22 protein-coding genes and 1 tRNA gene are annotated in these 20005 nt (G+C 68.1%); 16 read left to right on the forward strand and 7 right to left on the reverse strand.

Translation table 11 applies throughout. The features are described 5' to 3' along the window. Positions 1–262: 262 nt before the first annotated feature. Positions 263–1324 (reverse strand): DUF3644 domain-containing protein, encoded by a 1062-nt coding sequence (locus G495_RS21645; RefSeq protein ID WP_156939602.1) that lies wholly within the window; start codon positions 1322–1324, stop codon positions 263–265. Between the two features lie 124 nt (positions 1325–1448). Further along, positions 1449–1544 (reverse strand) — tRNA-Ser (locus G495_RS0106515). 381 nt (positions 1545–1925) lie between these two features. On the opposite strand from G495_RS0106515, the gene G495_RS0106520 reads away from it, so the two are divergent. Further along, positions 1926–2480: a hypothetical protein gene (locus G495_RS0106520; protein ID WP_169734359.1), complete on the forward strand. Its 555-nt coding sequence runs from the start codon at positions 1926–1928 to the stop codon at positions 2478–2480. A 225-nt stretch (positions 2481–2705) separates the two neighbouring features. On the opposite strand, the gene tadA is transcribed toward G495_RS0106520, so the two are convergent. Together tadA and G495_RS0106530 are read right to left on the reverse strand one after the other, a co-directional pair. Further along, the gene (gene tadA / locus G495_RS0106525) at positions 2706–3194 is read right to left on the reverse strand and encodes a tRNA adenosine(34) deaminase TadA (protein WP_245588382.1); all 489 of its coding nucleotides are present in this window, start codon (positions 3192–3194) and stop codon (positions 2706–2708) included. A gap of 64 nt (positions 3195–3258) precedes the next feature. Further along, complete coding sequence (locus G495_RS0106530; protein ID WP_028587149.1) at positions 3259–4068, reverse strand: phosphoribosylformylglycinamidine synthase subunit PurQ; 810 nt, start codon at positions 4066–4068, stop codon at positions 3259–3261. Between the two features lie 311 nt (positions 4069–4379). On the opposite strand from G495_RS0106530, the gene G495_RS0106535 reads away from it, so the two are divergent. The 15 genes from G495_RS0106535 to G495_RS20275 all read left to right on the forward strand — a co-directional run bounded on the left by G495_RS0106535 (position 4380) and on the right by G495_RS20275 (position 17033). Next, positions 4380–6035: a CTP synthase gene (locus G495_RS0106535; protein WP_028587150.1), complete on the forward strand. Its 1656-nt coding sequence runs from the start codon at positions 4380–4382 to the stop codon at positions 6033–6035. Positions 6036–6038: 3 nt separating this feature from the next. Continuing rightward, positions 6039–6866 carry a 3-deoxy-8-phosphooctulonate synthase gene (gene kdsA / locus G495_RS0106540; RefSeq protein ID WP_035251164.1) on the forward strand — a complete coding sequence of 276 codons (828 nt, stop codon included), beginning with the start codon at positions 6039–6041 and terminating at the stop codon, positions 6864–6866. Continuing rightward, entirely contained in the window at positions 6847–7380 is a 534-nt protein-coding gene (locus tag G495_RS0106545) for a KdsC family phosphatase (protein ID WP_051445135.1), read from the forward strand. Before kdsA ends, G495_RS0106545 begins: the two co-directional genes overlap by 20 nt. After that, positions 7377–7946, forward strand: coding sequence for an LPS export ABC transporter periplasmic protein LptC (gene lptC / locus G495_RS0106550; RefSeq protein WP_028587153.1), 570 nt, complete (start codon positions 7377–7379; stop codon positions 7944–7946). The genes G495_RS0106545 and lptC overlap by 4 nt, the downstream gene beginning before the upstream one ends. Positions 7947–7950: 4 nt before the next feature. After that, on the forward strand, positions 7951–8496 hold the full coding sequence (locus G495_RS0106555) for an LptA/OstA family protein (protein ID WP_051445136.1): 546 nt from the start codon (positions 7951–7953) through the stop codon (positions 8494–8496). Beyond that, entirely contained in the window at positions 8497–9219 is a 723-nt protein-coding gene (gene lptB, locus G495_RS0106560) for an LPS export ABC transporter ATP-binding protein (protein ID WP_028587155.1), read from the forward strand. A gap of 203 nt (positions 9220–9422) precedes the next feature. Beyond that, positions 9423–10877, forward strand: a complete 1455-nt coding sequence (gene rpoN / locus G495_RS0106565; RefSeq protein ID WP_028587156.1) for an RNA polymerase factor sigma-54 — start codon at positions 9423–9425, stop codon at positions 10875–10877. 108 nt (positions 10878–10985) lie between these two features. Beyond that, entirely contained in the window at positions 10986–11525 is a 540-nt protein-coding gene (gene hpf / locus G495_RS0106570) for a ribosome hibernation-promoting factor, HPF/YfiA family (protein ID WP_028587157.1), read from the forward strand. A 3-nt stretch (positions 11526–11528) separates the two neighbouring features. Further along, on the forward strand, positions 11529–11978 hold the full coding sequence (locus G495_RS0106575; protein WP_028587158.1) for a PTS sugar transporter subunit IIA: 450 nt from the start codon (positions 11529–11531) through the stop codon (positions 11976–11978). A 13-nt stretch (positions 11979–11991) separates the two neighbouring features. Beyond that, positions 11992–12879, forward strand: a complete 888-nt coding sequence (gene rapZ, locus G495_RS0106580; RefSeq protein WP_028587159.1) for an RNase adapter RapZ — start codon at positions 11992–11994, stop codon at positions 12877–12879. Between the two features lie 56 nt (positions 12880–12935). Continuing rightward, positions 12936–13373, forward strand: a complete 438-nt coding sequence (locus G495_RS0106585; protein ID WP_028587160.1) for a PTS sugar transporter subunit IIA — start codon at positions 12936–12938, stop codon at positions 13371–13373. A gap of 2 nt (positions 13374–13375) precedes the next feature. Next, positions 13376–13846, forward strand: coding sequence for a PTS sugar transporter subunit IIB (locus tag G495_RS0106590; RefSeq protein WP_028587161.1), 471 nt, complete (start codon positions 13376–13378; stop codon positions 13844–13846). Between the two features lie 28 nt (positions 13847–13874). Continuing rightward, entirely contained in the window at positions 13875–14546 is a 672-nt protein-coding gene (locus G495_RS0106595) for a PTS sugar transporter subunit IIC (RefSeq protein WP_084457943.1), read from the forward strand. 636 nt (positions 14547–15182) lie between these two features. Then, entirely contained in the window at positions 15183–16106 is a 924-nt protein-coding gene (locus tag G495_RS0106600) for a manganese-dependent inorganic pyrophosphatase (RefSeq protein ID WP_028587163.1), read from the forward strand. Positions 16107–16316: 210 nt separating this feature from the next. Then, positions 16317–17033 carry a YkgJ family cysteine cluster protein gene (locus G495_RS20275; RefSeq protein ID WP_156939603.1) on the forward strand — a complete coding sequence of 239 codons (717 nt, stop codon included), beginning with the start codon at positions 16317–16319 and terminating at the stop codon, positions 17031–17033. Positions 17034–17183: 150 nt separating this feature from the next. Here the strand turns inward: G495_RS20275 and dapA are convergent, their stop codons facing one another. The 3 genes from dapA to G495_RS17985 all read right to left on the reverse strand — a co-directional run bounded on the left by dapA (position 17184) and on the right by G495_RS17985 (position 20004). Further along, positions 17184–18062 carry a 4-hydroxy-tetrahydrodipicolinate synthase gene (gene dapA / locus G495_RS0106610; protein WP_028587164.1) on the reverse strand — a complete coding sequence of 293 codons (879 nt, stop codon included), beginning with the start codon at positions 18060–18062 and terminating at the stop codon, positions 17184–17186. Positions 18063–18094: 32 nt separating this feature from the next. After that, positions 18095–18946: a diaminopimelate epimerase gene (gene dapF / locus G495_RS0106615; RefSeq protein ID WP_028587165.1), complete on the reverse strand. Its 852-nt coding sequence runs from the start codon at positions 18944–18946 to the stop codon at positions 18095–18097. 170 nt (positions 18947–19116) lie between these two features. Next, on the reverse strand, positions 19117–20004 hold the full coding sequence (locus tag G495_RS17985) for a UshA-like (seleno)protein family 2 (protein WP_420705193.1): 888 nt from the start codon (positions 20002–20004) through the stop codon (positions 19117–19119). Position 20005 lies beyond the last annotated feature (1 nt).

The following is a 20005-nucleotide window of genomic DNA, read 5'->3' on the forward strand; positions in this document are numbered from 1 at the left end:
CCCCGTCGAGGACGCGACCCTGAGCTATACCGCTACGCCAACGGCCTTGGCGCCGTGCCCGAAGAGACCATCGACAGGCTCATGAAAGGCATGACCAAGCAGTTCCGCCAGGGCATCGGCGATTTTGAGGCGGAGGCGGGGGTGCTAGGAAAATACTATCTCTTTACAGGTAGGGGGGGTGCGTCAGGTGAATACTATCTCTGTACACTCTTCAGCTCCTGCAAAAGGTATTATTAATCGATATATTGCAAGAAATTTTGACTCATTTTCGTCCTAACACTTTGTCTTTGTGTTTTTCCCATATTTCATCTTCTGGATATTGGGCCACCGCTGCCCGTAAGGCGTTAAGCGCCTTTTGTGTATATCTTTTATATCGCTGTGATTTGATCTTTTTTTCACCATACATTTCCGGATCATTCCAAATGTTGATCTCGAACATGTATGCTCTTGTTTTGGGAGGCGTCTTCTCGAGTTTTTTTGCCACATCATTAAGCGAGAGATTGAATTTATCGAACCAATCTCGATCCCTTATAATTAAGGCGTCTTCACCTTCACCCGCTGATCGTACAGGCATGCCCTTGCGAATCCGTAGGGAGAAAAGCATCCCTTCTCCCTCTGTATCTAGTCTTAGCTGACCAATTTCCGGGAAAATAACTTTCCACTCTTCGCCTTTTCTTCTACGTTGCACAGCCCTACGCAATTCACCTTCAGTAACTCGTTCGGCATCGTCTCTGCTCGCTGTTGCAAGTGCCATAATTGAGCGCAATCGGGCTGTAGCCTGAATTCCTCTCCGGTTGCCAGCGCCAAGAAGATCATCGACCTGAGTCAACTCGCTATCGATTAGGATTTGGATGTCTTTGGGAGGCCTTGTTGAAACCGGAAGAATTCGTTCAGGAATAAAGTCGGCTAGTTTGACGCCAAAAGACTTACCCAAGATATCGTCAAACAATGTAACGGCGGATTGGGATTGTAAGTAGAGCAAATCTTCCGAAACATCCTGATAGTAGTGAACGGCTGTGTCTCGATGAGCATCAAGAATTGAAAGCGCAGATCGTTCATCTTTTGATAGAATTTTCAATTCGTTTTGGGCTATTTCTAGACATTTATCAAACCCAAATGAATATTTTTCTCCTTTGCCATGGACCGTTCCTTTTTTGTCTTTAATTATAGCTTTCAAAAGCATTTCAAAAGCATGATGTAAAAAAATCAAGGTTCCTTCAGGACGACCATTTCCATGAGGCCTATTGAATAATTCAATAGCGAGAACGAGCGAGTGAATAGCGCGTTGCTTCAACTCTTTCACGTCACGCTTTTCTCGGGGCATGTTTTTTCTCCTCCCATCTTTAGGTTGAATTCCTAACTGTTGGGGCGGATAAACTGAGCCAAAGGAAACCCCGAATTCTCTTGCAGGGCTTGCAAGGGAGTTCGGGGTTCCTGAGGGTTTTTTCTGGCGGAGAGGGTGGGATTCGAACCCACGTACGGGCTATGAACCCGTAACTCGATTTCGAGTCGAGCGCGTTACGACCGGGCTTCGCTACCTCTCCGCTTTGGGGTGGGCGCTGTGAGGCGGCCCGGCGGATCGTCGAACCGGTGTGGTGTGGTTCACGGATACGCATTGGCGAATCGTAGACCAGGGCACGCGGTTTGGCGAGGGGTTTATTTAGGGAAAAACGGGGCGGGATGCAAGCCCATTTGTGGGGGGGGGGCGATTTTGGGGCGGGCGGGCCGCAGGGGCGGGGCGCCGGGGCTGCCCGGGTGCCGTGCGTGGGAGGCGGGTGCGGCAGGGGGCGCGGCCCTCCCGGTCCTCCCGGCCCGCCCGGCCACTCCCCGGCGCTGCGCCGCCGCGCCCTGGCGCGGATTGTCCGCGAAAAGCCGTTGCCAGGGGCGCAGGGAGTGCGCATAGTAGGAGCATGGAGGACCAGCCCATGGCATCCACGGACCGGACGCAGGAATTCTACGAGCGCGGCATCAGGGCGGCGCGGCAGGGGCGGTTCATGGCTGCGGACCACTTCTTCCAGCGCGCCGTGGCGCATGTCCATGGCCCGCAGGGCGTCGAGGGGCGGGTGCAGGGCGCGCGGCACATCGCGCGCATCTACACCGAGCTGGGGCTGGCGCGCATGGCCGCGCGGCACTACCGGCGGGCCCTGGCCATGCTGGAGCGGGCCGGGGCGCGCGGGTCGGTGCTGTTTGCGGCCATCACGGCGCGCCTGGAGGAGCTGAACGGCGCGAACCTGTCGCAGGCGCTGGCCGGGCTGGGCATCCTGTCGCCGGGCAACGGCCCGGTGACGCTGCTGGAGCTGCACGCCGCCGCCGTGCTGGACGAGGTGCGCGCCCTTGCGGCCCGGGGCGCCCCGGACGAGCAGGCCTGCGCCCGCGCGGCCCGGCGCCTGAACAGCGCCGAAGTGCCCACGGGCAAGGGCGGCGCCTGGACCGCCCAGCTCATCCTGGACCTGTGCACAGGCGGCGCCTCCGGGGAGTAGCCTGCGTCCGCCGCCCGGAAGCGGGGGCAACCCGTGACCGGCCCGGCGTTCCCTGGGCGCGGGGGCCCTGACCGCACCCGTTCGCCCCGGCTCCGGCCAGCGCCGCGTCTGAACCTTCCGTCATGTCTTCCAAAAGAGAAACGCCGCGAGCCTTCGCGCCGCGTGCAGGGCGTGCCCCGCTGCCCTGCGCGCGCCTGTGTCCCGCTGCGCTGCGCGGGCGCGCCGCTAGCGCCGGGCGCGGAAGAACTGGCGCAGCAGGTCGCCGCAGTCGTCGGCCAGTACGCCGCCCAGGGCGGCGAGGCGGTGGTTGACGAAGCCCAGGCTGGCCGCGTCGAGGCAGGAGGCCACGGCGCCGGATTTGGGGTCGGGCGCGCCGTAGACCAGGGCGGCCAGGCGCGCGTGGACCATGGCCCCCAGGCACATCAGGCAGGGCTCCAGGGTCACCACCAGGGTGCAGCCCGTGAGGCGGTAGTTGCCAAGGGCCAGGGCGCCCTGGCGCATGGCCAGGATTTCGGCGTGGGCCGTGGGGTCGGCGCTGGCGATGGGCGCGTTGGCCGCGCGGGCCAGCACGGCGCCGTCCGGCCCCAGGAGCACGGCGCCCACGGGCACCTCGCCCGCCTGGGCGGCGCGGCGGGCTTCGGCCAGGGCCTGGCGCATGGGCTCGTCCCAGGAGTCCAGGCCCGGGGGCAGGGTGGGGCGGTCGGGTGTGAGCATGGGGCCTTGGGCCCGGGGGCGGGCGCGGCGCCCGGCGGGGGCGCCGCGCCGCTCCGGCCCGGAGCTACTGGGCCCGCAGGTGGGCCACGGCGTTGTCGATGAGCACGGTGCCCAGGCGGGTGGCCTCGCCGCGCGTCCAGCCCGGGTGGTTGGTGACGTGGTTGTACGCCTCGGGGTGGGGCATGAGGCCCAGCACGCGGCCCGTGGGGTCGGTGATGCCCGCGATGCCCAGGGGCGAGCCGTTGGGGTTGGCCGGGTAGTCGGTGGTCACCTGCCCGGTGGCGGGGTCGGCGTATTGCAGGGCCACGAGGTTGGCGGCCACCAGGTCGCGCAGCACGGCGTCGTCCATGGGCACGAGCTTGCCCTCGCCGTGGCGCACGGGCAGGTCCAAGGTGTCCACGCCCCGGGTGAACACGCAGGGGCAGGCGGGGTTGGCCTTCAGGCGCACCCAACGGTCCTCGAACTTGGCGGAATCGTTGAGGGTCAGCGACACCTGGCGCTCGAAGTAGCGCCCGCCGATGGCCGGCAGCAGCCCGAGCTTGACCAGGAGCTGGAAGCCGTTGCAGATGCCCAGCACCAGCCCGCCCGCGTCGAAGAAGGCGCGCAGCTGCGCCACCAGGGGCTCGCCGCCCTTGGTGCGGGCAAACCGCCAGCGCAGGGCCGCGGCCTGGGCCGCGCCCAGGTCGTCGCCGTCCAGGAATCCGCCGGGGAAGATCAGGAAATTATAGTCCGCAAGGCGCACCCGTCCGGCGACCAGGTCCGAAAAATAGGTGATGTCGGCCTTGTCCGCTCCGGCCTGGCGGGCGGCATGGGCCGATTCCACCTCGCAATTGGTTCCGTATCCGGTGATGACCAGCGTCTTCACCTGGGCCATGGTCTCCTCCAATGTTTTCTTGACAGGCGAATGCCCGTTGACTAGCGTACCTGAAACACGAGGGACCATAATGAGACATCCACAAAGCGTCAACATGGAACCGTGATGACCCGGGCCCTCAAATTTCTGATTTTGCATGATAAATTAGCCAGATACAGAGGTTTTGCCACCGCCGCAACCCGCCAGGACCCTCCGGTTCCGGCGGGTTCGCACTTGAATGGCGCGCAGGCGGCGGCCCCGCGTACGACACGGGCGCGCGGCGCCTGGCCGCACGCACCGAGGACAATCAGCAAAGAGGGCAGGTCCTGACCATGAAGACCAAGTTCATTTTCGTCACCGGCGGCGTTCTCTCCTCCCTGGGCAAGGGGCTCGCGGCGGCTTCCATCGGGGCGCTGCTCAAGGCCCGGGGGCTCACCTGCACCATCCAGAAGCTCGACCCCTACATCAACGTCGATCCCGGGACCATGAACCCCTTCCAGCACGGCGAGGTCTACGTTACCGACGACGGCGCCGAGACCGACCTCGACATGGGCCACTACGAGCGCTACCTCGACGTGCCCATGAGCCAGCGCAACAACTACACCTCCGGCTCCATCTACCACACCGTGATCACCAAGGAGCGCCGGGGCGACTACCTGGGCGGCACGGTGCAGGTCATCCCGCACATCACCGACGAGATCAAGCGCGCCGTGCTCTCCCTGGGCGGCGACAACCTCGACGTGGCCCTGGTGGAGATCGGCGGCACCGTGGGCGACATCGAGGGTCTGCCCTTCCTGGAGGCCATCCGCCAGCTGCGCAGCGACCTGGGCAAGGAGAACGTCCTCTACATCCACCTGACCCTGGTGCCCTACATCAAGACCGCCGGCGAGCTGAAAACCAAGCCCACCCAGCACAGCGTCAAGGAGCTGCGCTCCATCGGCATCCAGCCCGACATCGTGCTGTGCCGCTCCGAGTGCGCCCTCGACGAGTCCGTGAAGGCCAAGATCGCCCTGTTCTGCAACGTGGACAAGGACGCCGTGTTCTGCGCCGTGGACGTGGACAATATCTACAAGGTGCCGCTCAAGCTCTACGACGAAGGCCTGGACCAGAAGGTCGCCATCATGCTCAAGCTGCCCGCCAAGAACCCGGACCTTTCGGCGTGGCACGCGCTGGTCCAGCGCCTGGACCACCCCCAGGGCGAGGTGACCATCGGCATCTGCGGCAAGTACGTGGACCTCAAGGAGGCCTACAAGAGCCTGCACGAGGCCCTGGTCCACGGCGGCGTGGCCAACGAGGTCAAGGTCAACCTGCGCTACATCAACTCCGAGGAGATCGACTCCAAGTCCGTGGCGGGGCTGCTCAAGGACTGCGACGGCGTGCTCGTGCCGGGCGGCTTCGGCTCGCGCGGGGTGGAGGGCAAGATCAAGGCCATCGAGTACGCCCGCAAGAACAAGGTGCCCTTCTTCGGCATCTGCCTGGGCATGCAGTGCGCGGTCATCGAGTTCGCGCGCAACGTGGCCGGGCTCGCGGGCGCCAACTCCGAGGAGTTCGACCAGAACACCGCGCATCCGGTGATCTACCTGATGAAGGAGTGGTACGACTTCCAGAAGGGGCGCATGGAAGTGCGCGACGCGCTGTGCAACAAGGGCGGCACCATGCGCCTGGGGGCCTACCCCTGCCGCCTGGTGTCCGACACCCAGGCCTACGCGGCCTACGGCCAGGACGATATCGACGAGCGCCACCGCCACCGCTACGAGTTCAACAAGGCCTACTTCGAGCAGCTCAAGGCCAAGGGCCTGACCTTCTCGGGCCTGTCGCCCGACGGCGAGCTGGTGGAGATCGTCGAGCTGGCCGACCATCCCTGGTTTTTGGGCTGCCAGTTCCACCCCGAGTTCAAGTCCAACCCCATGCGGCCCCACCCGTTGTTCCGCGAGTTCATCGGCGCGGCCAAGCGGCTGAAGTACGGCGCCAAAAAGAAAAAGGACTGACCCATGCCCCCGACCCCGGAAGAACTGCACCGGCTGGCCGAGGCCGGGCCCTTCGTCATCGCCGGGCCCTGCGCCCTGGAGAGCCGCGACGTGGCCCTGGCCGTGGGGCGGCGCCTGGCCGAGATCGGGAGCGCCCTTGGGCTGCCGGTCATCTTCAAAAGCTCCTTCGACAAGGCCAACCGCACCTCGGTGGAGAGCTTCCGCGGCCCGGGCCTGGAGCGGGGCCTGGATCTGCTGGCCGAGATCAAGGCCGAGACCGGCCTGCCCGTGCTCACGGACATCCACCTGCCCGCGCAGGCCGCGCCCGTGGCCGAGGTGGCCGACGTGCTCCAGATTCCGGCCTTCCTGTGCCGCCAGACGGACCTTTTGGTGGCCGCCGGGCGCACCGGGCGGGTGGTCAACGTCAAGAAGGGCCAGTTCGTCGCCCCGTGGGACATGGCCAACGCCGTGGGCAAGATCCGCAGCACCGGCAACGCCATGCTCTGGCTCACCGAGCGCGGGGCCAGCTTCGGCTACAACAACCTCGTGGTGGACATGCGCGCCATCCCGGCCATGCAGGCCCACGGCTGCCCGGTGGTCTTCGACGCCACGCATTCGGTGCAGCTGCCGGGCGGGCAGGGCGCCAGCTCCGGCGGGCAGCGCCAGTTCGTGCCGACCCTGGCCCGGGCCGCCGTGGCCGCCGGGGCCGACGGCGTGTTCCTGGAAACGCACCCCGACCCCAACCGCGCCCTGTGCGACGGCCCCAACTCCTGGCCGCTGGACCAGTTGGAGCCGCTGTTGCGCGACCTGCTTGACCTCTGGGGGGTGGCCCGTGCCCGGCGCGTCCGCTAGGCAGCGCGCCGCCGGGGTGCGGCTTCTGGTGCTCGACGTGGACGGCGTGCTCACCGACGGCGGGTTGTACTACGACCCCAAGGGCAATGTTTCCAAGCGCTTCAACGTGCAGGACGGCCTGGGCATCAAGGTCGCCCAGGGCGCGGGGCTGGAGATCGCCGTGATCACCGGGCTCAAGTCCGAGGCCGTGGAGAAGCGCGTGCGCGAGCTGGGCATCGAGGAATACCACGCCGGGCATCTGGCCAAGGCGCCGCTGCTGGACGGCATGCGCCAGGCGCGCGGCCTGGAATGGGCGCAGATGGCCTACCTGGGCGACGACTGGGTGGACGCCGGGCCCATGGGGCTGGTGGGCCTGCCCATGGCCGTGGCCAACGCCCAGCCGGAGATTTTGGACCTGGCGGCGTGGGTGTCCACGCGCCCGGGCGGACACGGCGCGGTGCGCGAGGCCGTGCGCTTCATCCTCGACGCCCGGGGCGACCTGGGGGCCCAGTGGGCCCTGTGGCGGTCGCGATGAGACGCTGGCTGCCCTGGGTGCTCCTGGTGGCCCTGGCCGTCGCGGCGGTGGCGGGCTGGTCGGCCTATCAGGCCCGGCAGGCCTTGCAGCGCGCCGCCGAGCTGCTGGACGACGTGGACGTGGACGTGTCGCTGCGCGGGGTGGAGCTCTCGCGCGGGGCCGACGGGCGCACGGAATGGCGCCTGAAGGCCGATGGCGCGCACTACGCCCAGGACACGGGCGTCGTGGCGGTGGACAATCCGCGCATCGTCTACTACCTCAATGACGGCACGGGCGAGGTCGCGGTCAACGCCACCAGCGGCGAGGTGAACCAGGCCTCGGGCGACGCCAGCCTGTGGCCGGATGTGGACATCGTTTCCGGCCCCAACCGGGCCCGGGCCGAGCGGCTGGACTACAGCAGCGCCGAGCGTCGGCTCGTGCTTACGGGCACTGTGCGCCTGTCGCGCCCCGACATGACCCTGGACGCGCCCCGGGTCGTGATGGACCTGGACACCAACGACATCCAGGCCGACGGCGGGATAGAAAGCGTGCTCACCGGCACCCTCGCCCCCGGCCCAAAGGAGTGATTCCGTGCAGCGAACCGCGAGAGCTTTTTGCGCCCTGTGCCTGCTGGCGCTGACCCTGTGCCTGGCCTGCGGCCCCGTCCTGGCGGCGGACAAGGGCAAGGCCAAGGGCGACCAGGTGCCGACCCGCATCACCTCCGAGAAGGTGCGCTACGAGCAGGGCGACCGGGTGGTGATCTTCGAGGGCCAGGTTTTCGTGCAGCGCCCGGACATGACCATCCGCTCGCGCAAGCTGACGGTGCACATGGCCAAGGGCTCCGCCGCCAAGGCCGCCCCCGGCCAGCCCGCCGGGCCCGGCGAGGTGGAGCGCATCGTGGCCGAGGGCGACGTGCAGCTTGAGCGCGAAGGCCGCCAGGGCACCTGCGCCACAGCCACCTACCACGTGCAGACCGGGGTGCTGGTCATGGAGGGCGAGCCCCGGCTCACCGACGGCGACAACCACATCACCGGGCGCATCATCCGCCTGTATCTCAAGGACAACCGCAGCGAGGTCGAGGGCGGCCCGGGCAAGCAGGTGGAGGCCATCTTCATGACCCCGCCGGAGGCCCAGTAGATGGCTCTGCTGGCGGCCAGCGGCCTGTGCAAGCGCTACGGCCAGCGCGAGGTGGTGCACGACATCGCCCTGGACGTGGCCCAGGGCGAGGTGGTCGGGCTGCTCGGGCCCAACGGCGCGGGCAAGACGACGACCTTCTACATGCTGGTCGGGCTCATCAAGCCCAACGGCGGCGAGGTCAGCCTGGACGGCGCCCAGCTCGCGGGGCTGCCCCTGCACGAGCGCGCGCGCCTGGGCCTGTCGTACCTGCCGCAGGAAAGCTCGGTGTTCCGCAAGCTTACCGTGCGCGAAAACCTGGAAATCATCCTGGAAAACACGAAGCTCTCGCACCGCGAGCAGAAGGCCAAGGCCGACGCCCTGCTGCACGAGCTGGGCATCGCCAAACTGTCCGCGCAAAAGGCCATGCACCTGTCCGGCGGCGAGCGCCGCCGTCTGGAGATCGCCCGGGCGCTGATCCTCGACCCCAAGTTCATGCTGCTCGACGAGCCCTTCGCGGGCATCGACCCCATCGCCGTGGACGATATCCAGGGCATCGTGCGCGGGCTGCGGGACCGCGGCATCGGGGTGCTCATTTCCGACCATAACGTGCGGGAAACACTGCGCATCTGCGACCGGGCCTATCTGGTCTACGAGGGCCGGGTCATCCTTTCGGGCACGCCCGTGGAGATTTGCGAGAACCCCCAGGCCCGCCAGGTCTACCTGGGCGAGGCCTTCAGCCTCTAATCTTGCGCAGTTCCTGCGCTTCCTTGCCTATACAAAATCCTTGCCATTTGAGTTGCAAGGCCTGTGCGTCTGTGGCATGGTCTGGCCGTGTCGCGCAAGGCAGGCCCCGCCGGACGGGGGCTTTTGGCCGCTCCGGCGGATAAGGCGCCCCTGCGGGCGCCCCGGGGCCCGGCACATCCAGCACCTGAACACGACGGGCAACGATGGGACTTGAACTCAGACAGCAGATGAAGCTTTCGCAGCAGCTGGTGATGACGCCCCAGCTGCAGCAGGCCATCAAGCTGCTTCAGCTTTCCCGCCTCGAACTGCTGGACGTGGTCCAGCAGGAGCTGCTCGAAAATCCCCTGCTGGATGAAAAGGCCGAGGAAGCCTTCGAGGACACCGCCGAGCGCGACGGCAAGGACGCCTTCGAGGCCGCCGCCGAGCCCGAGCGCCCGGCCCAGGGCGACGAGGCCGTGGAGCGCGATATTGCGCGCGATGCGGACTGGGAGAACTACCTGGGCGAGTTTTCCAGCTCGTCGCGCCAGGCGCTGATGCGCGAGTCCGAGGTGCCCGAGGAGGGCATGGCCTACGACGCCCGCCTGTCGGTGAAGCCCTCGCTGGAAAGCCACCTGGAGTGGCAGATCCGCCTGTCGGATTTCAGCCCCCGGGACGTGGCCATCAGCGAGGTGGTCATCGGCAACCTGGACTCGCACGGCTACCTGCAGGCCAGCAGCGAGGAGATCGCCGCCATGGCCGGGGCCAGCACGGCCCAGGTGGAGGCCGTGGTGCGGCGCATCCAGCGGCTGGACCCGGTGGGCGTTGCCGCGCGCGACCCGCGCGAATGCCTGCTGGTGCAGATCGAAGTCCTGGGCTACGACGACCCCATTCTCATCGAGCTGGTCAGCGAACACCTGGAAGACCTGGAGAAGGGCCGCTTCAAGCCCGTGGCCCGCAAGTTCCGCCTGACCATGGACCAGCTCAAGGAATACCTCGACCTGCTCCAGACCCTGGACCCCATGCCCGGCTCCAGCTACGGCGGCGGGGAGCCGCAGTACGTCAGCCCCGACGTGTACGTCTACGAGTACGACGGCGATTTCGTCATCGTGCTCAACGAGGAGGGCCTGCCCCGGCTCCAGCTCAATTCCTTCTACATGGACGGGCTGTTGGCCAAGAACTCCAAGGACAAGGAGTACGTGCAGGAGAAGATGCGCTCGGCGGTGTGGCTGATGAAGAGCCTGTTCCAGCGCCAGCGCACGCTCTACAAGGTGGTGGAGAGCATCGTGCGCTTCCAGGACGGCTTCTTCCGCCGCGGGGTCACGGCCCTCAAGCCGCTGATTCTCAAGGACATCGCCGACGACATCGAGATGCACGAGTCCACCATCAGCCGCATCACCACCAGCAAGTATGTGGCCACGCCCCACGGCGTGTTCGAGCTGAAGTTCTTCTTCAACAGCGCCCTGGAAATGGACGACGGCTCCCAGGTGGGCTCGGAGTCGGTCAAGGCGCTCATCAAGCAGCTCATCAGTGGCGAGGACCCGCGCCACCCCCTGTCCGACGAAAAGATCGCCGACCACCTGAAGGACACCCTCAAGGTCAACATCGCCCGGCGCACGGTGGCCAAATACCGCACGGCCCTGGGCGTCCGCTCCTCCTCCAAGCGCAAGCAGGTTTTTTGATCCCGCGCCGACTAGCCCTTTATTTCGGCCCGGTTTCGCTCTACACTGGAATTGGCGGAAACCCGCCCGACCAGTGCCGTTGTGTCACCCAAGACAGGAGGACAGCCCATGCAGATCAATTTCAACTTCAAGAACTTCGAACCCTCCGACCACCTCAGGAAGTACGCCACCGCGCGGTTCGAGAAGTTGATCAAGTACGCTGGCACCGACAACGCCGAACTGCAAATCAACCTGTCCGTGGAGAAGTTCCGCCAGAAGGCGGACGTGGTGCTCACCTGGGACGACAACAACCTCTCGGCCTTCGAGGAGTCCGAGGACATGTACAGCACCATCGACCTGGTGCTGGACAAGATGGACGCCCAGGTGCGCAAGATCCGCGAGAAGGCCAAGGACAAGCGCCGCCAGCGCGGCACCGTGCGCATGGACGTGGTGTCCTTCTCCGAGCCTGCGGGCGGCGGCGAGCGCGTGCCGACCATCACCGAGACCGACGCCTATGAGCCCAAGCCCATGTCCGTCGAGGAGGCGGCCATGCAGCTGGAGAGCCTGGGCTACGAGTTCCTGGTCTTCCAGAACGCGCAGACCGAGCGCATCAACGTCATCTATCTCCGCTCGAACGGGGATTTCGGCCTCATCGACCCGGGGATGTAACGCATGATCATTGGCGAGCTGTTGGAAAAGGAGCTGGTGTTGCCGGACCTTGCGGCCAGGACCAAGAACGCGGTCCTGGCCGAGTTGGTGGCCGTGGCCGGGGACCATGTCCCCGGCCTGGACGCCGGCGCGGCCCTCAAGGTGCTCAAGGAGCGCGAGAAGCTCGGCACCACCGGCATCGGGGACGGCGTCGCCATTCCCCACGGCAAGATGGACAGCATCGAGAGGATTGTCCTCGTGGTGGGGCGTAGCGCGCAGGGCGTGGAGTTCGACGCGCTGGACCACAAGCCCTGCACCATCTTCTTCCTTGTCCTGGCGCCCGAGCAGGTCGTCGGCCAGCACCTGCGGGTGCTGGCCGGCGTCTCGCGCCTGCTCAAGGACGACGCCTTCCGCAAGTCGTTCCTGGCTGCGGACGGGGCGGACGGCCTGTGGCGGCTGCTCCAGGGCGCGTAGGCGGAGGCGGGTCATGACCCAGGCGGCAGACGGCCACATCCCGGTGGTCATCCTCACCGGGCTGTCCGGTGCGGGCAAATCCACGGCCCTCAAGGTCTTCGAGGACCTGGGCTTCTTGTCCGTGGACGGCATGCCTCCGGGGCTCATCCCCGCCGTGGTGCGCCTGTTCGACACCCAGGCCGAGCTGCACCACCGGGGCCTGACCCTGGGCATCGACGTGCGCCAGTCGGACTTCCTGGCCCAGTGGGACGAGACGCTCGCGCAGTGCGCGACCCTGGGCATCCGTCCGCGCATCGTGTTCGTGGAGTGCTCGCGCGCGGTGCTGCTGCGGCGCTACGCCGCCACCCGCCGCCCCCACCCCCTGGAGGGCGCCCTGTCCCTGGACGCGGCGGTGGACCGCGAGCGGGCCATGCTGGCCCCGGTGCGCGAGCAGGCCGAGCTGGTGCTCGACACCACGGGCTATTCCATCCACGACCTGCGCCGCACCCTCCAGGAGAAGTGGAACTTCCTGCGCGACAAGCGCTGGGGGCTGCGGCTGTACATCCTGTCCTTCGGCTTCAAGCACGGCGTGCCCACCGACGCCGACCTGGTTTTCGACCTGCGCTTTCTGCCCAATCCGCATTTCGAGGAGGCGCTCCAGCCGCTGTCGGGCAAGGACGAGCCCGTGGCCCGCTTCGTGCTTGGCCGCGAGCCTGGCGACGAGTTCCTGCGTCGCCAGATCGACTACCTGAACTTCCTGTTGCCCCTGTACGCCCGCGAGGGCCGCTACCGCCTGACCATCGCCTTCGGCTGCACCGGCGGGCGGCACCGTTCCGTGGCTGTGGCCGAAGCAGTCTTTGACTCCTTGCGCAACTCGGATTATGCAGTCTTTCTCGAACACCGGCATATCGACCTGAAATGACGGCGGCGGGCAGGCGGGCGCAGGCCCCGGCCCGCGCCGCAAGCACAACCGAGCCGATGACCAAGGAAAAAAAGCCCAAGGGCGACGTAGGCGTTGTTGTCGTCACCCATACCGACTACGGCACCCGGCTCATCGCCGCCGCCGGGATGATCCTCGGCGCGCAGCACGCCTGCGTCGCCGTCAGCGTGGACACCAACGTGGCCATGGACGCGACCATGGACGCCCTGCGCCAGGCCGTGGCCGATGTGGACTGCGGCTCGGGCGTGTTGCTGCTCACGGACATGTTCGGCGGCACGCCTACCAATCTGAGCCTGTCGCTGCTGGGCACGGGCAAGCTCGAAGTCATCACCGGGGTCAACCTGCCCATGCTGCTCAAGGTGCTGGGCATGCGTTCGCTGCCCCTGTCGCGCCTGGCCGACGAGGCCAAGGCCGCAGGCATCCAGGGCATCGTCGTGGCGGGCGAGGTGCTGCGCCAGAAGGTGGCGGGGAGCTGACCGTGTTCTGGGTGCGCGTGGACAATCGCCTGATCCATGGGCAGATCATCGAAACCTGGCTGCCCTTCACCCGCTCGCGGATGATCGTGGTGGCCAACGACGAACTCAGCGCCGACCCCCTGCGCCAGGAGATCATGGGCCTGGCCATTCCCAGCCACGTGGACAAGTTCTTCGTCGCCGTGGAGGGCCTGCACGGCTTCCTGTCCGGCGTCTTCCAGGACTGCGGCGAGCCTGACGTGCTGATCCTGTTCGCCTCGTGCCAGGACGCCCGCCGGGCCCACGAGCACGGGCTGTCCTTCAGCAGCCTGAACCTGGGCAACATGCACTACGGCCCGGGCAAGGAGCAGATCTGCGCCCATGTGGCCCTGGGCGGGCAGGACAAGGTCTGCCTGCGCTATTTCGCGGCCCAGGGCGTGACCCTGGACTTCCGCTGCGTGCCGAGCGAGCCGGTGCAGGTGGGTCGGCTGTGGTAGCCTCGGCCACCCTGGGCGCCCTGGCGGGCTGGACGCTGCTGGCGAGTTTTTTTTTGCCGTCTTTTCGTCGCTGCGCTTCTCGCTGAACCTGGGCATCCTCGAACGCCCGCTGGTGCAGGGGCTGCTGTGGGGCCTGCTCACGGGTGACGTGACCCAGGCCGTGTCCGTGGCCCTGGTCTTCGAGCTGCTCTGGCTCGACCTCATCCCCGCCGGAACCTTCATCCCGCCCAACCCCGCAGCGGGCAACCTCGCGGCCCTGGCGCTCATGTCGGCCTTCGGCCTGTCGGGCGCCTCGGGGGCCGTGTTCCCCATCCTCATCGGCCTGCCCCTGTCCTGGATGGCCGCAGGGCTGGAGCGGGTGCACCGCGCCCACCAGAACGCGGCCTTCGACACCCTCCAGCACTGGCTTGCGCCGGAGCGCCAGGGCGCCTACAACCCGGGCCTTTTGGTGCGCCGGGCCCTGACGCGCTCGGCCCTGGCCCATTTCCTGTTCTTCCTCGCCGCCCTGGGCGGAGCCATGGCCCTGGCGGGCGTCCTGCTGGGCCAGGGGCTGATGCGCCCGGCGCCGGGGCTGTTCTCCTGGGGCCAGCTCTGGCTGGGGGCCAGCGTGGGCGGGCTGCTGTCCCTGCGCGTGCCGCGGGCCTACGCGGTCATGGCCCTGTGCGCCCTGGTCGTGGCCGTGGCCGGGTTCCTGGGCTAGGCGCGTCCTCGGGGACGCCGGGGTCTTGGTGGCGGGAACCGTTCATTTCACAGCGGCATGCGGCAACGACGCGGAGCCGCCTTGTGCGGACGCGCCGCAAGACGTCCGCTCTTTCCTTGCCCTTCCTTTCCCTCTTTTCCGGTGCGCCCTGGCGCGGTCCTGCGCGGTGCGGGCGGCGGTCCCGCTGGCGCGTCCGTTGCCTGCACGCGGCCTGACCCCCCTTGTGGATTTTTGCACACGCAGGCGGGCAGGGCGGTTGCGGAGCCATGCGCCGGGCCAGCGGGCGCGAGGGGCGCCGGGCGGGGCCGTGGGGTTGCGCGCCCCGGGGGCGATGGCGCCGCAACCCGGGGCGCACAACGCTTGGCGGGGCCTGCCCCGTGCGGGGCAGGCCGGGAAAACACACGCCCGGACAAGGCGTTGCGCAGATTGCCATGCCCGGGGCGAGGTTGCAGGTTTTGCGCCTTGGGCGTTGCCGTCGCCGGGCTTCTGGGCTAGGGTGGCGGCGGCCCTGTTTGCGGGCCGCACGCCATTCTTTTCGCTTGGCAGCGTGCCGCCTTTGTGCTATTTGGCACAAACTCAAAGCGCGCAACGTACCCTGTTCACCCAACTGCGTTAAATGTTTAGAGGAGGTTCACAATGACTATGCTCGTTATGGGTCACATGAATCCGGATACCGACTCCATCGTCGCCGCCATTGCCTACGCCGACCTGGCCAGCAAGACCGGCAAGCAGGCCAAGGCCGTGGCCCAGGGCGCCGTCACCCCCGAGTCCGACTTCGTGCTCAAGAAGTTCGGCCTGGCGGCCCCGGAGATCGTGAAAGAAGTGGCTGGCCAGAAACTGGCCCTGGTGGACACCACCGAGAAGACCCAGCTGCCCGCCGACCTGGACAAGGCCGAGATCCTGGCCGTGGTTGACCACCACAAGCTGGGCGACGTGACCACCCCCAATCCCCTGGAGATGTGGGTCTGGCCCGTGGGCTGCACCTGCACCGTGCTCAAGAGCATGTACGATTTCTACGGCGTGGAAGTGCCCAAGGGCATCGCCGGCGCCATGCTCTGCGCCATCCTGTCCGACACCGTCATGTTCAAGTCCGTCACCTGCACCCCGGCTGACAAGAAGGCCTGCGAGGCCCTGGCCAAGATCGCTGGCGTGGGCGACATGATGGCCCTGGGCATGGAGATGTTCAAGGTCAAGAGCGCCGTGGAAGGCACCCCCATGCGCGACCTGGTCTTCCGCGACTACAAGGACTTCGACATGGGCGGCCACGGCGTTGGCATCGGCCAGCTCGAAGTGGTGGACGGCGACATCCTCAAGCCCTACGTGGACGGGCTGTACGCCGAGATCAAGAAGCTCAAGGAAGAGAAGGGCCACCACACCATCATCCTGATGCTCACCGACATCATGAAGGAAGGCAGCGAGATGCTCTTCGTCTCCGACGACAAGGCCGTGTTCAAGAAGGCCTTCGGCGTCGAGGCTGGCGAGCGCTCCTTCTGGCTGCCCGGCTGCATGAGCCGCAAGAAGCAGGTGGTGCCGGACTTCCAGGCCAAGGCCTTCGCGTAAGCCCCGGCTTCCTTCCGGCCTTTCAGGGCCCGGCGCGGTTGCCGCGCCGGGCCTTTTTCTTTGCTGCGCCCCGGGGCTCCGGCTGGCCTTCCGCCCCGGGCTGGCCCTGTGCCCCCAGAGCGCCCAGCCGCCCTGGGGGCCCGGTTTGCCTTCCCGGCCCGGGCGGCCTATGCTGGGCCACACCCCGCGAATCCTTTGCAGGAGGACGCCATGCCCGGGCGACCGGCGCCACCGGCGGTGCTGCTCAGCGCCGCCGAGGCCCTTGCCGCCATCCGCTGCGACCTGCGCATGTACGGCCCGCAGCTCGACCTGTTCGGCGCCCTGGCCGGGGCCCTGTGCGGCCTTGCGGCCCGGCCCGCCAGCCGGGCGGGCGTGCCCGGGCTGGAGCTGGCGCCCGGGCCCGGGGGCGCCCGGGGCCGTTTCCTGCCCTGGAACGTCGCCGCCCGCTGGCTGGGCCTGACCCTGGCCCGGCGCCGCCCCGGGCCCGAGGCCCTGGCCCGGCTGTGCGCCCTGGTCTTCGATCAGCGGGCCGAGGCCCTGCCCGCCGCCCCCGGCGAGGCGGCGCGCATCCGCCTGGAGACGGGCATGGAGGGCTTCGCCTGCACCCGCTGCGGGCGCTGCTGCCGGGACCTGGACTACCACCGCGAATGCAGCGCCCAGGACGTGGCCCTGTGGCGCGCCCGGGGCCGGGAGGACATCCTGGCCTGGGTCGGCCAGGAGCAGGGACCTGACGGCCCGGTCTACCGCATCTGGATGCGCCCGGGCACGCCGCTGTACGCCGAGAGCTGCCCCTTCCTGCGCCGCGTGCCCGGCGACACGGCCTTCGTCTGCACCATCCACGACGTGAAGCCCGCCATCTGCCGCTCCTACCCCGGGCTGCGCAAGCACGCGCTGCTCACGGGCTGCAAGGGCTTTCCCCGGCCCTGAGGCCGCGTGCGGCTGGCGCCGGGCGCCCCGGGCCGGAGCGCGGACGGCGCAGCCCGAGGCCCGGCCCCGGGCCATGAAAAAGCCCCCGGCCTTGCGGCGCGGGGGCTTGTGCGTGCTGGGCGTCCGGCCCGGGGCCGGGGCCGCGCGGGGCTAGATCAGCCCGGCGGCCTTGAGCACGCCCTCCAGGCGGGCGCGCGTCTCGGGGACCATCTCCACCAGCGGCAGGCGCAGCTCCAGGGCGATGCGGCCCATGAGCGCCAGGCTGGTCTTGACCGGGATGGGGTTGGTTTCGAAGAACATGGCCCGGGCCAGGGGCATCATCTGGAAGTGCAGGGCCTGGGCCTGCTCGTGGTCGCGCCGGGCGTAGGCCGCGCACAGGGCGGCCATGGACGCGGGCACCACGTTGGAGACCACGGAGATGACCCCCGTGCCGCCCAGGGCCAGCAGCGGCAGCACCGTGAAGTCGTCGCCCGACAGCACGCTGAAGCCCGGGCCCATGAGCTCGATGATGTCCGAGACCTGCTTGAGGTCGCCGGTGGCCTCCTTGACGCCGACCACCTCGGGCACGGCCTTGCGGATGCGCGCCAGGGTCTCGGGGGCCAGGTTCAGGGCCGTGCGCCCGGGCACGTTGTAGACCACGAAGGGCAGGGACACCTCGCGGGCGATGGCCTTGAAATGCTCCACCAGCCCGGCGGGAGTGGGTTTGTTGTAGTAGGGCGTGATGAGCAGGGCGCCGTCGGCCCCGGCGTCCTTGGCGTAGCGGGTCAGCTCCACGGCCTCGCGGGTGTTGTTGGAGCCCGCCCCGGCCAGCACCGGCACGCGCCCGGCCACCTGCTCCACGCAGATGCGGATGACCCGCCCGTGCTCGGCGTGGGACAGGGTGGCGGACTCGCCGGTGGTGCCGCAGGGCACCACGCCGTTGATGCCCTGTTCGATCTGCCATTCGATGAGCGTGCGGTAGGCGTCCTCGTCGAGTTCGCCGCCCTTGAACGGCGTGACCAGTGCGGTGAACGCACCCGAAAATTGCATGGGTTCCCTCCTCTTCGTATCCCGTGCAGGCCCTAGGGCAGTGTCAGCCCAAGGGCATCAAGAAACATTTCGCCACGATAGGTGGTGATGGCAGGTCCTTCGAGGAAGACCGTACCGTTTTCGAGGCCAATTTGCAAAACCTCGCCGCCCGAGGTGGTCACGCGCACCTCGGGGCCGGTGAGCCCCAGGGCGTGGGCCACCAGGGCGGTGGCGGCGGCGCCGGTGCCGCAGGCGTAGGTTTCGTTCTCCACCCCGCGCTCGTAGGTGCGCAGCGTCAGGGCGCCGGGCCCGTCCACGCGGGCGAAGTTGACGTTGGTCCCGGCGGGGGCGAAGTGCGGGTGGGTGCGCAGGGCGCGGCCCAGGGTGCGCACGTCCAGCGCCGCGAGGCCCTCGGGGAAGAGCACGGCGTGGGGCACGCCCGTGTCCACGAAATGGACGCGGTGCTCCTGGCCGTCCACGTCCAGGGTCGTGTGCAGGGCCAGGCTGCGGGGCGGGGTGAGCTGCACGCGCACGGTGCCCGCCTGGGGGTTGACCCGCGCGCGGATGGGCCCGGCGTCGGTGCCCAGCACATGCTCGCGCCCGGCCATGCCCAGCTCGTAGGCCAGGCGCGCGGCGCAGCGCGAGCCGTTGCCGCACATGGCGGCGCGCGAGCCGTCGGCGTTGTAGAAGTCCCAGGCATAGTCCGCCGGGGTTCCGGCGGGGGCCTGGCGCAGGAAGATCAGCCCGTCGGCGCCCACGCCGAAGGCCGTGCGGCAGATGCGCCGGGCCCATTCGGCCATCTGGGCCTGGGGCAAGGCCAGGGTGCGGTTGTCGATGAGCACGAAATCGTTGCCGCTGCCGTGCATCTTGAAGAAGGGGACGGTGGGGTGCGTGGGTGTGTTCATGTGCAGTCGCGTTGGTGGTTGCGGTGGTCCGTGCAGGGACGGCGGAATCATGGCCGCTTTCAGGCCCGATGGCAAGGGGGCAGTGCGCCCCGGGTCCGGCCCGGGGGTGCGGCCCGGGAGCGCGGGCGGAAAGCCTTGGCGGCGCCTGCGCAGGGCCGCGGGCCGGAGCCTTATTGCGGCAGGGCGAAACCGTCCAGCAGGGTCTGCATGGCCGGGTCGGCGGCGAAGGCCTCGGTCAGACCCATGAAATCCAGGCGGATGTTCTCGTCGCGGACCCATTGCCAGCCGGGGCTGCGCTCGGGCCAGGCGGCGATGCGTACGGCGTGCAGGGCCTTGCCCAGGCCATAGCTGCGGGCCCAGAAGGTCTTGCCGTCGGGGGTGAAGCGCCCGGCCACGCCCGGGCCGGGCCCGGCGCCGAGCAGGATGTCCACCACCGGCCCGGCCGCGCGCAGGAAGTGATCTTCGGCCAGCTCGCCCCAGGGGCTCAGGCCCACCACCAGGCGCACCTGCGCGGCCAGCTCCCGGGCCTGGCGGATCACGTCCTGGGCCATGGCCTCCGGGGGGGCCTCGGCGCCCGGGGGCAGCAGGGGGAAGAGCACCACGCCCACCGGCCCGCCCGGGGTGGGCAGGACGACACCCCGGGCCCGGGGGCCCAGGGTGTGGTGCGCGGGTGCGGCGGCGCCGCCCGCCGCCAGCCAGTCGGCCTCGTCCGGAGTCAGCACCAGCAGGTCGGGCTTCAGGGCGGCGTGGGCCGCGGCCAGGGCCTTGGCCAGCCCGGGGGTGTGGCGCTCCCCGGGGCCCTCGGGGGGCAGCAACTCGAAAGGCCCGGCCACGGAGAGGACGGGCCCTGCGTCAGGCCCCTGCCGCAGGCTCTGCAAGGCTGTGGCGCGCCTGACCAGGCCGCCGATGGTCTTGCTGCCTCAGGTGGGGCAGGGGGCGTGTTCTCCTTCGGTGTTGGCGGAGAAGACCAGCGTCAGGGCGTCCTGGGCGGGGGCGGGGGCGGCGCGAAGGGCGAGCGCGAGCAGCAGCAGGAGGAGCAGGCGGAGAAGGACGCGCATG

The organism is Desulfocurvus vexinensis DSM 17965 (assembly GCF_000519125.1).
Classification (GTDB): Bacteria; Desulfobacterota; Desulfovibrionia; order Desulfovibrionales; family Desulfovibrionaceae; genus Desulfocurvus; species Desulfocurvus vexinensis.

Excerpts from the sequence above, each read along its gene's own strand:
- G495_RS0106535 (WP_028587150.1), top strand. The coding sequence starts at position 4,380 with ATGAAGACCAAGTTCATTTTCGTCACCGGCGGCGTTCTCTCCTCCCTG.
- hpf (WP_028587157.1), top strand. The coding sequence starts at position 10,986 with ATGCAGATCAATTTCAACTTCAAGAACTTCGAACCCTCCGACCACCTC.
- rpoN (WP_028587156.1), top strand. The coding sequence starts at position 9,423 with ATGGGACTTGAACTCAGACAGCAGATGAAGCTTTCGCAGCAGCTGGTG.
- kdsA (WP_035251164.1), top strand. The coding sequence starts at position 6,039 with ATGCCCCCGACCCCGGAAGAACTGCACCGGCTGGCCGAGGCCGGGCCC.
- rapZ (WP_028587159.1), top strand. The coding sequence starts at position 11,992 with ATGACCCAGGCGGCAGACGGCCACATCCCGGTGGTCATCCTCACCGGG.
- tadA (WP_245588382.1), bottom strand. The coding sequence starts at position 3,194 with ATGCTCACACCCGACCGCCCCACCCTGCCCCCGGGCCTGGACTCCTGG.
- G495_RS0106530 (WP_028587149.1), bottom strand. The coding sequence starts at position 4,068 with ATGGCCCAGGTGAAGACGCTGGTCATCACCGGATACGGAACCAATTGC.
- G495_RS0106575 (WP_028587158.1), top strand. The coding sequence starts at position 11,529 with ATGATCATTGGCGAGCTGTTGGAAAAGGAGCTGGTGTTGCCGGACCTT.
- dapF (WP_028587165.1), bottom strand. The coding sequence starts at position 18,946 with ATGAACACACCCACGCACCCCACCGTCCCCTTCTTCAAGATGCACGGC.
- G495_RS0106585 (WP_028587160.1), top strand. The coding sequence starts at position 12,936 with ATGACCAAGGAAAAAAAGCCCAAGGGCGACGTAGGCGTTGTTGTCGTC.
- lptB (WP_028587155.1), top strand. The coding sequence starts at position 8,497 with ATGGCTCTGCTGGCGGCCAGCGGCCTGTGCAAGCGCTACGGCCAGCGC.
- lptC (WP_028587153.1), top strand. The coding sequence starts at position 7,377 with ATGAGACGCTGGCTGCCCTGGGTGCTCCTGGTGGCCCTGGCCGTCGCG.
- dapA (WP_028587164.1), bottom strand. The coding sequence starts at position 18,062 with ATGCAATTTTCGGGTGCGTTCACCGCACTGGTCACGCCGTTCAAGGGC.
- G495_RS21645 (WP_156939602.1), bottom strand. The coding sequence starts at position 1,324 with ATGCCCCGAGAAAAGCGTGACGTGAAAGAGTTGAAGCAACGCGCTATT.
- G495_RS0106520 (WP_169734359.1), top strand. The coding sequence starts at position 1,926 with ATGGCATCCACGGACCGGACGCAGGAATTCTACGAGCGCGGCATCAGG.
- G495_RS20275 (WP_156939603.1), top strand. The coding sequence starts at position 16,317 with ATGCCCGGGCGACCGGCGCCACCGGCGGTGCTGCTCAGCGCCGCCGAG.
- G495_RS0106600 (WP_028587163.1), top strand. The coding sequence starts at position 15,183 with ATGACTATGCTCGTTATGGGTCACATGAATCCGGATACCGACTCCATC.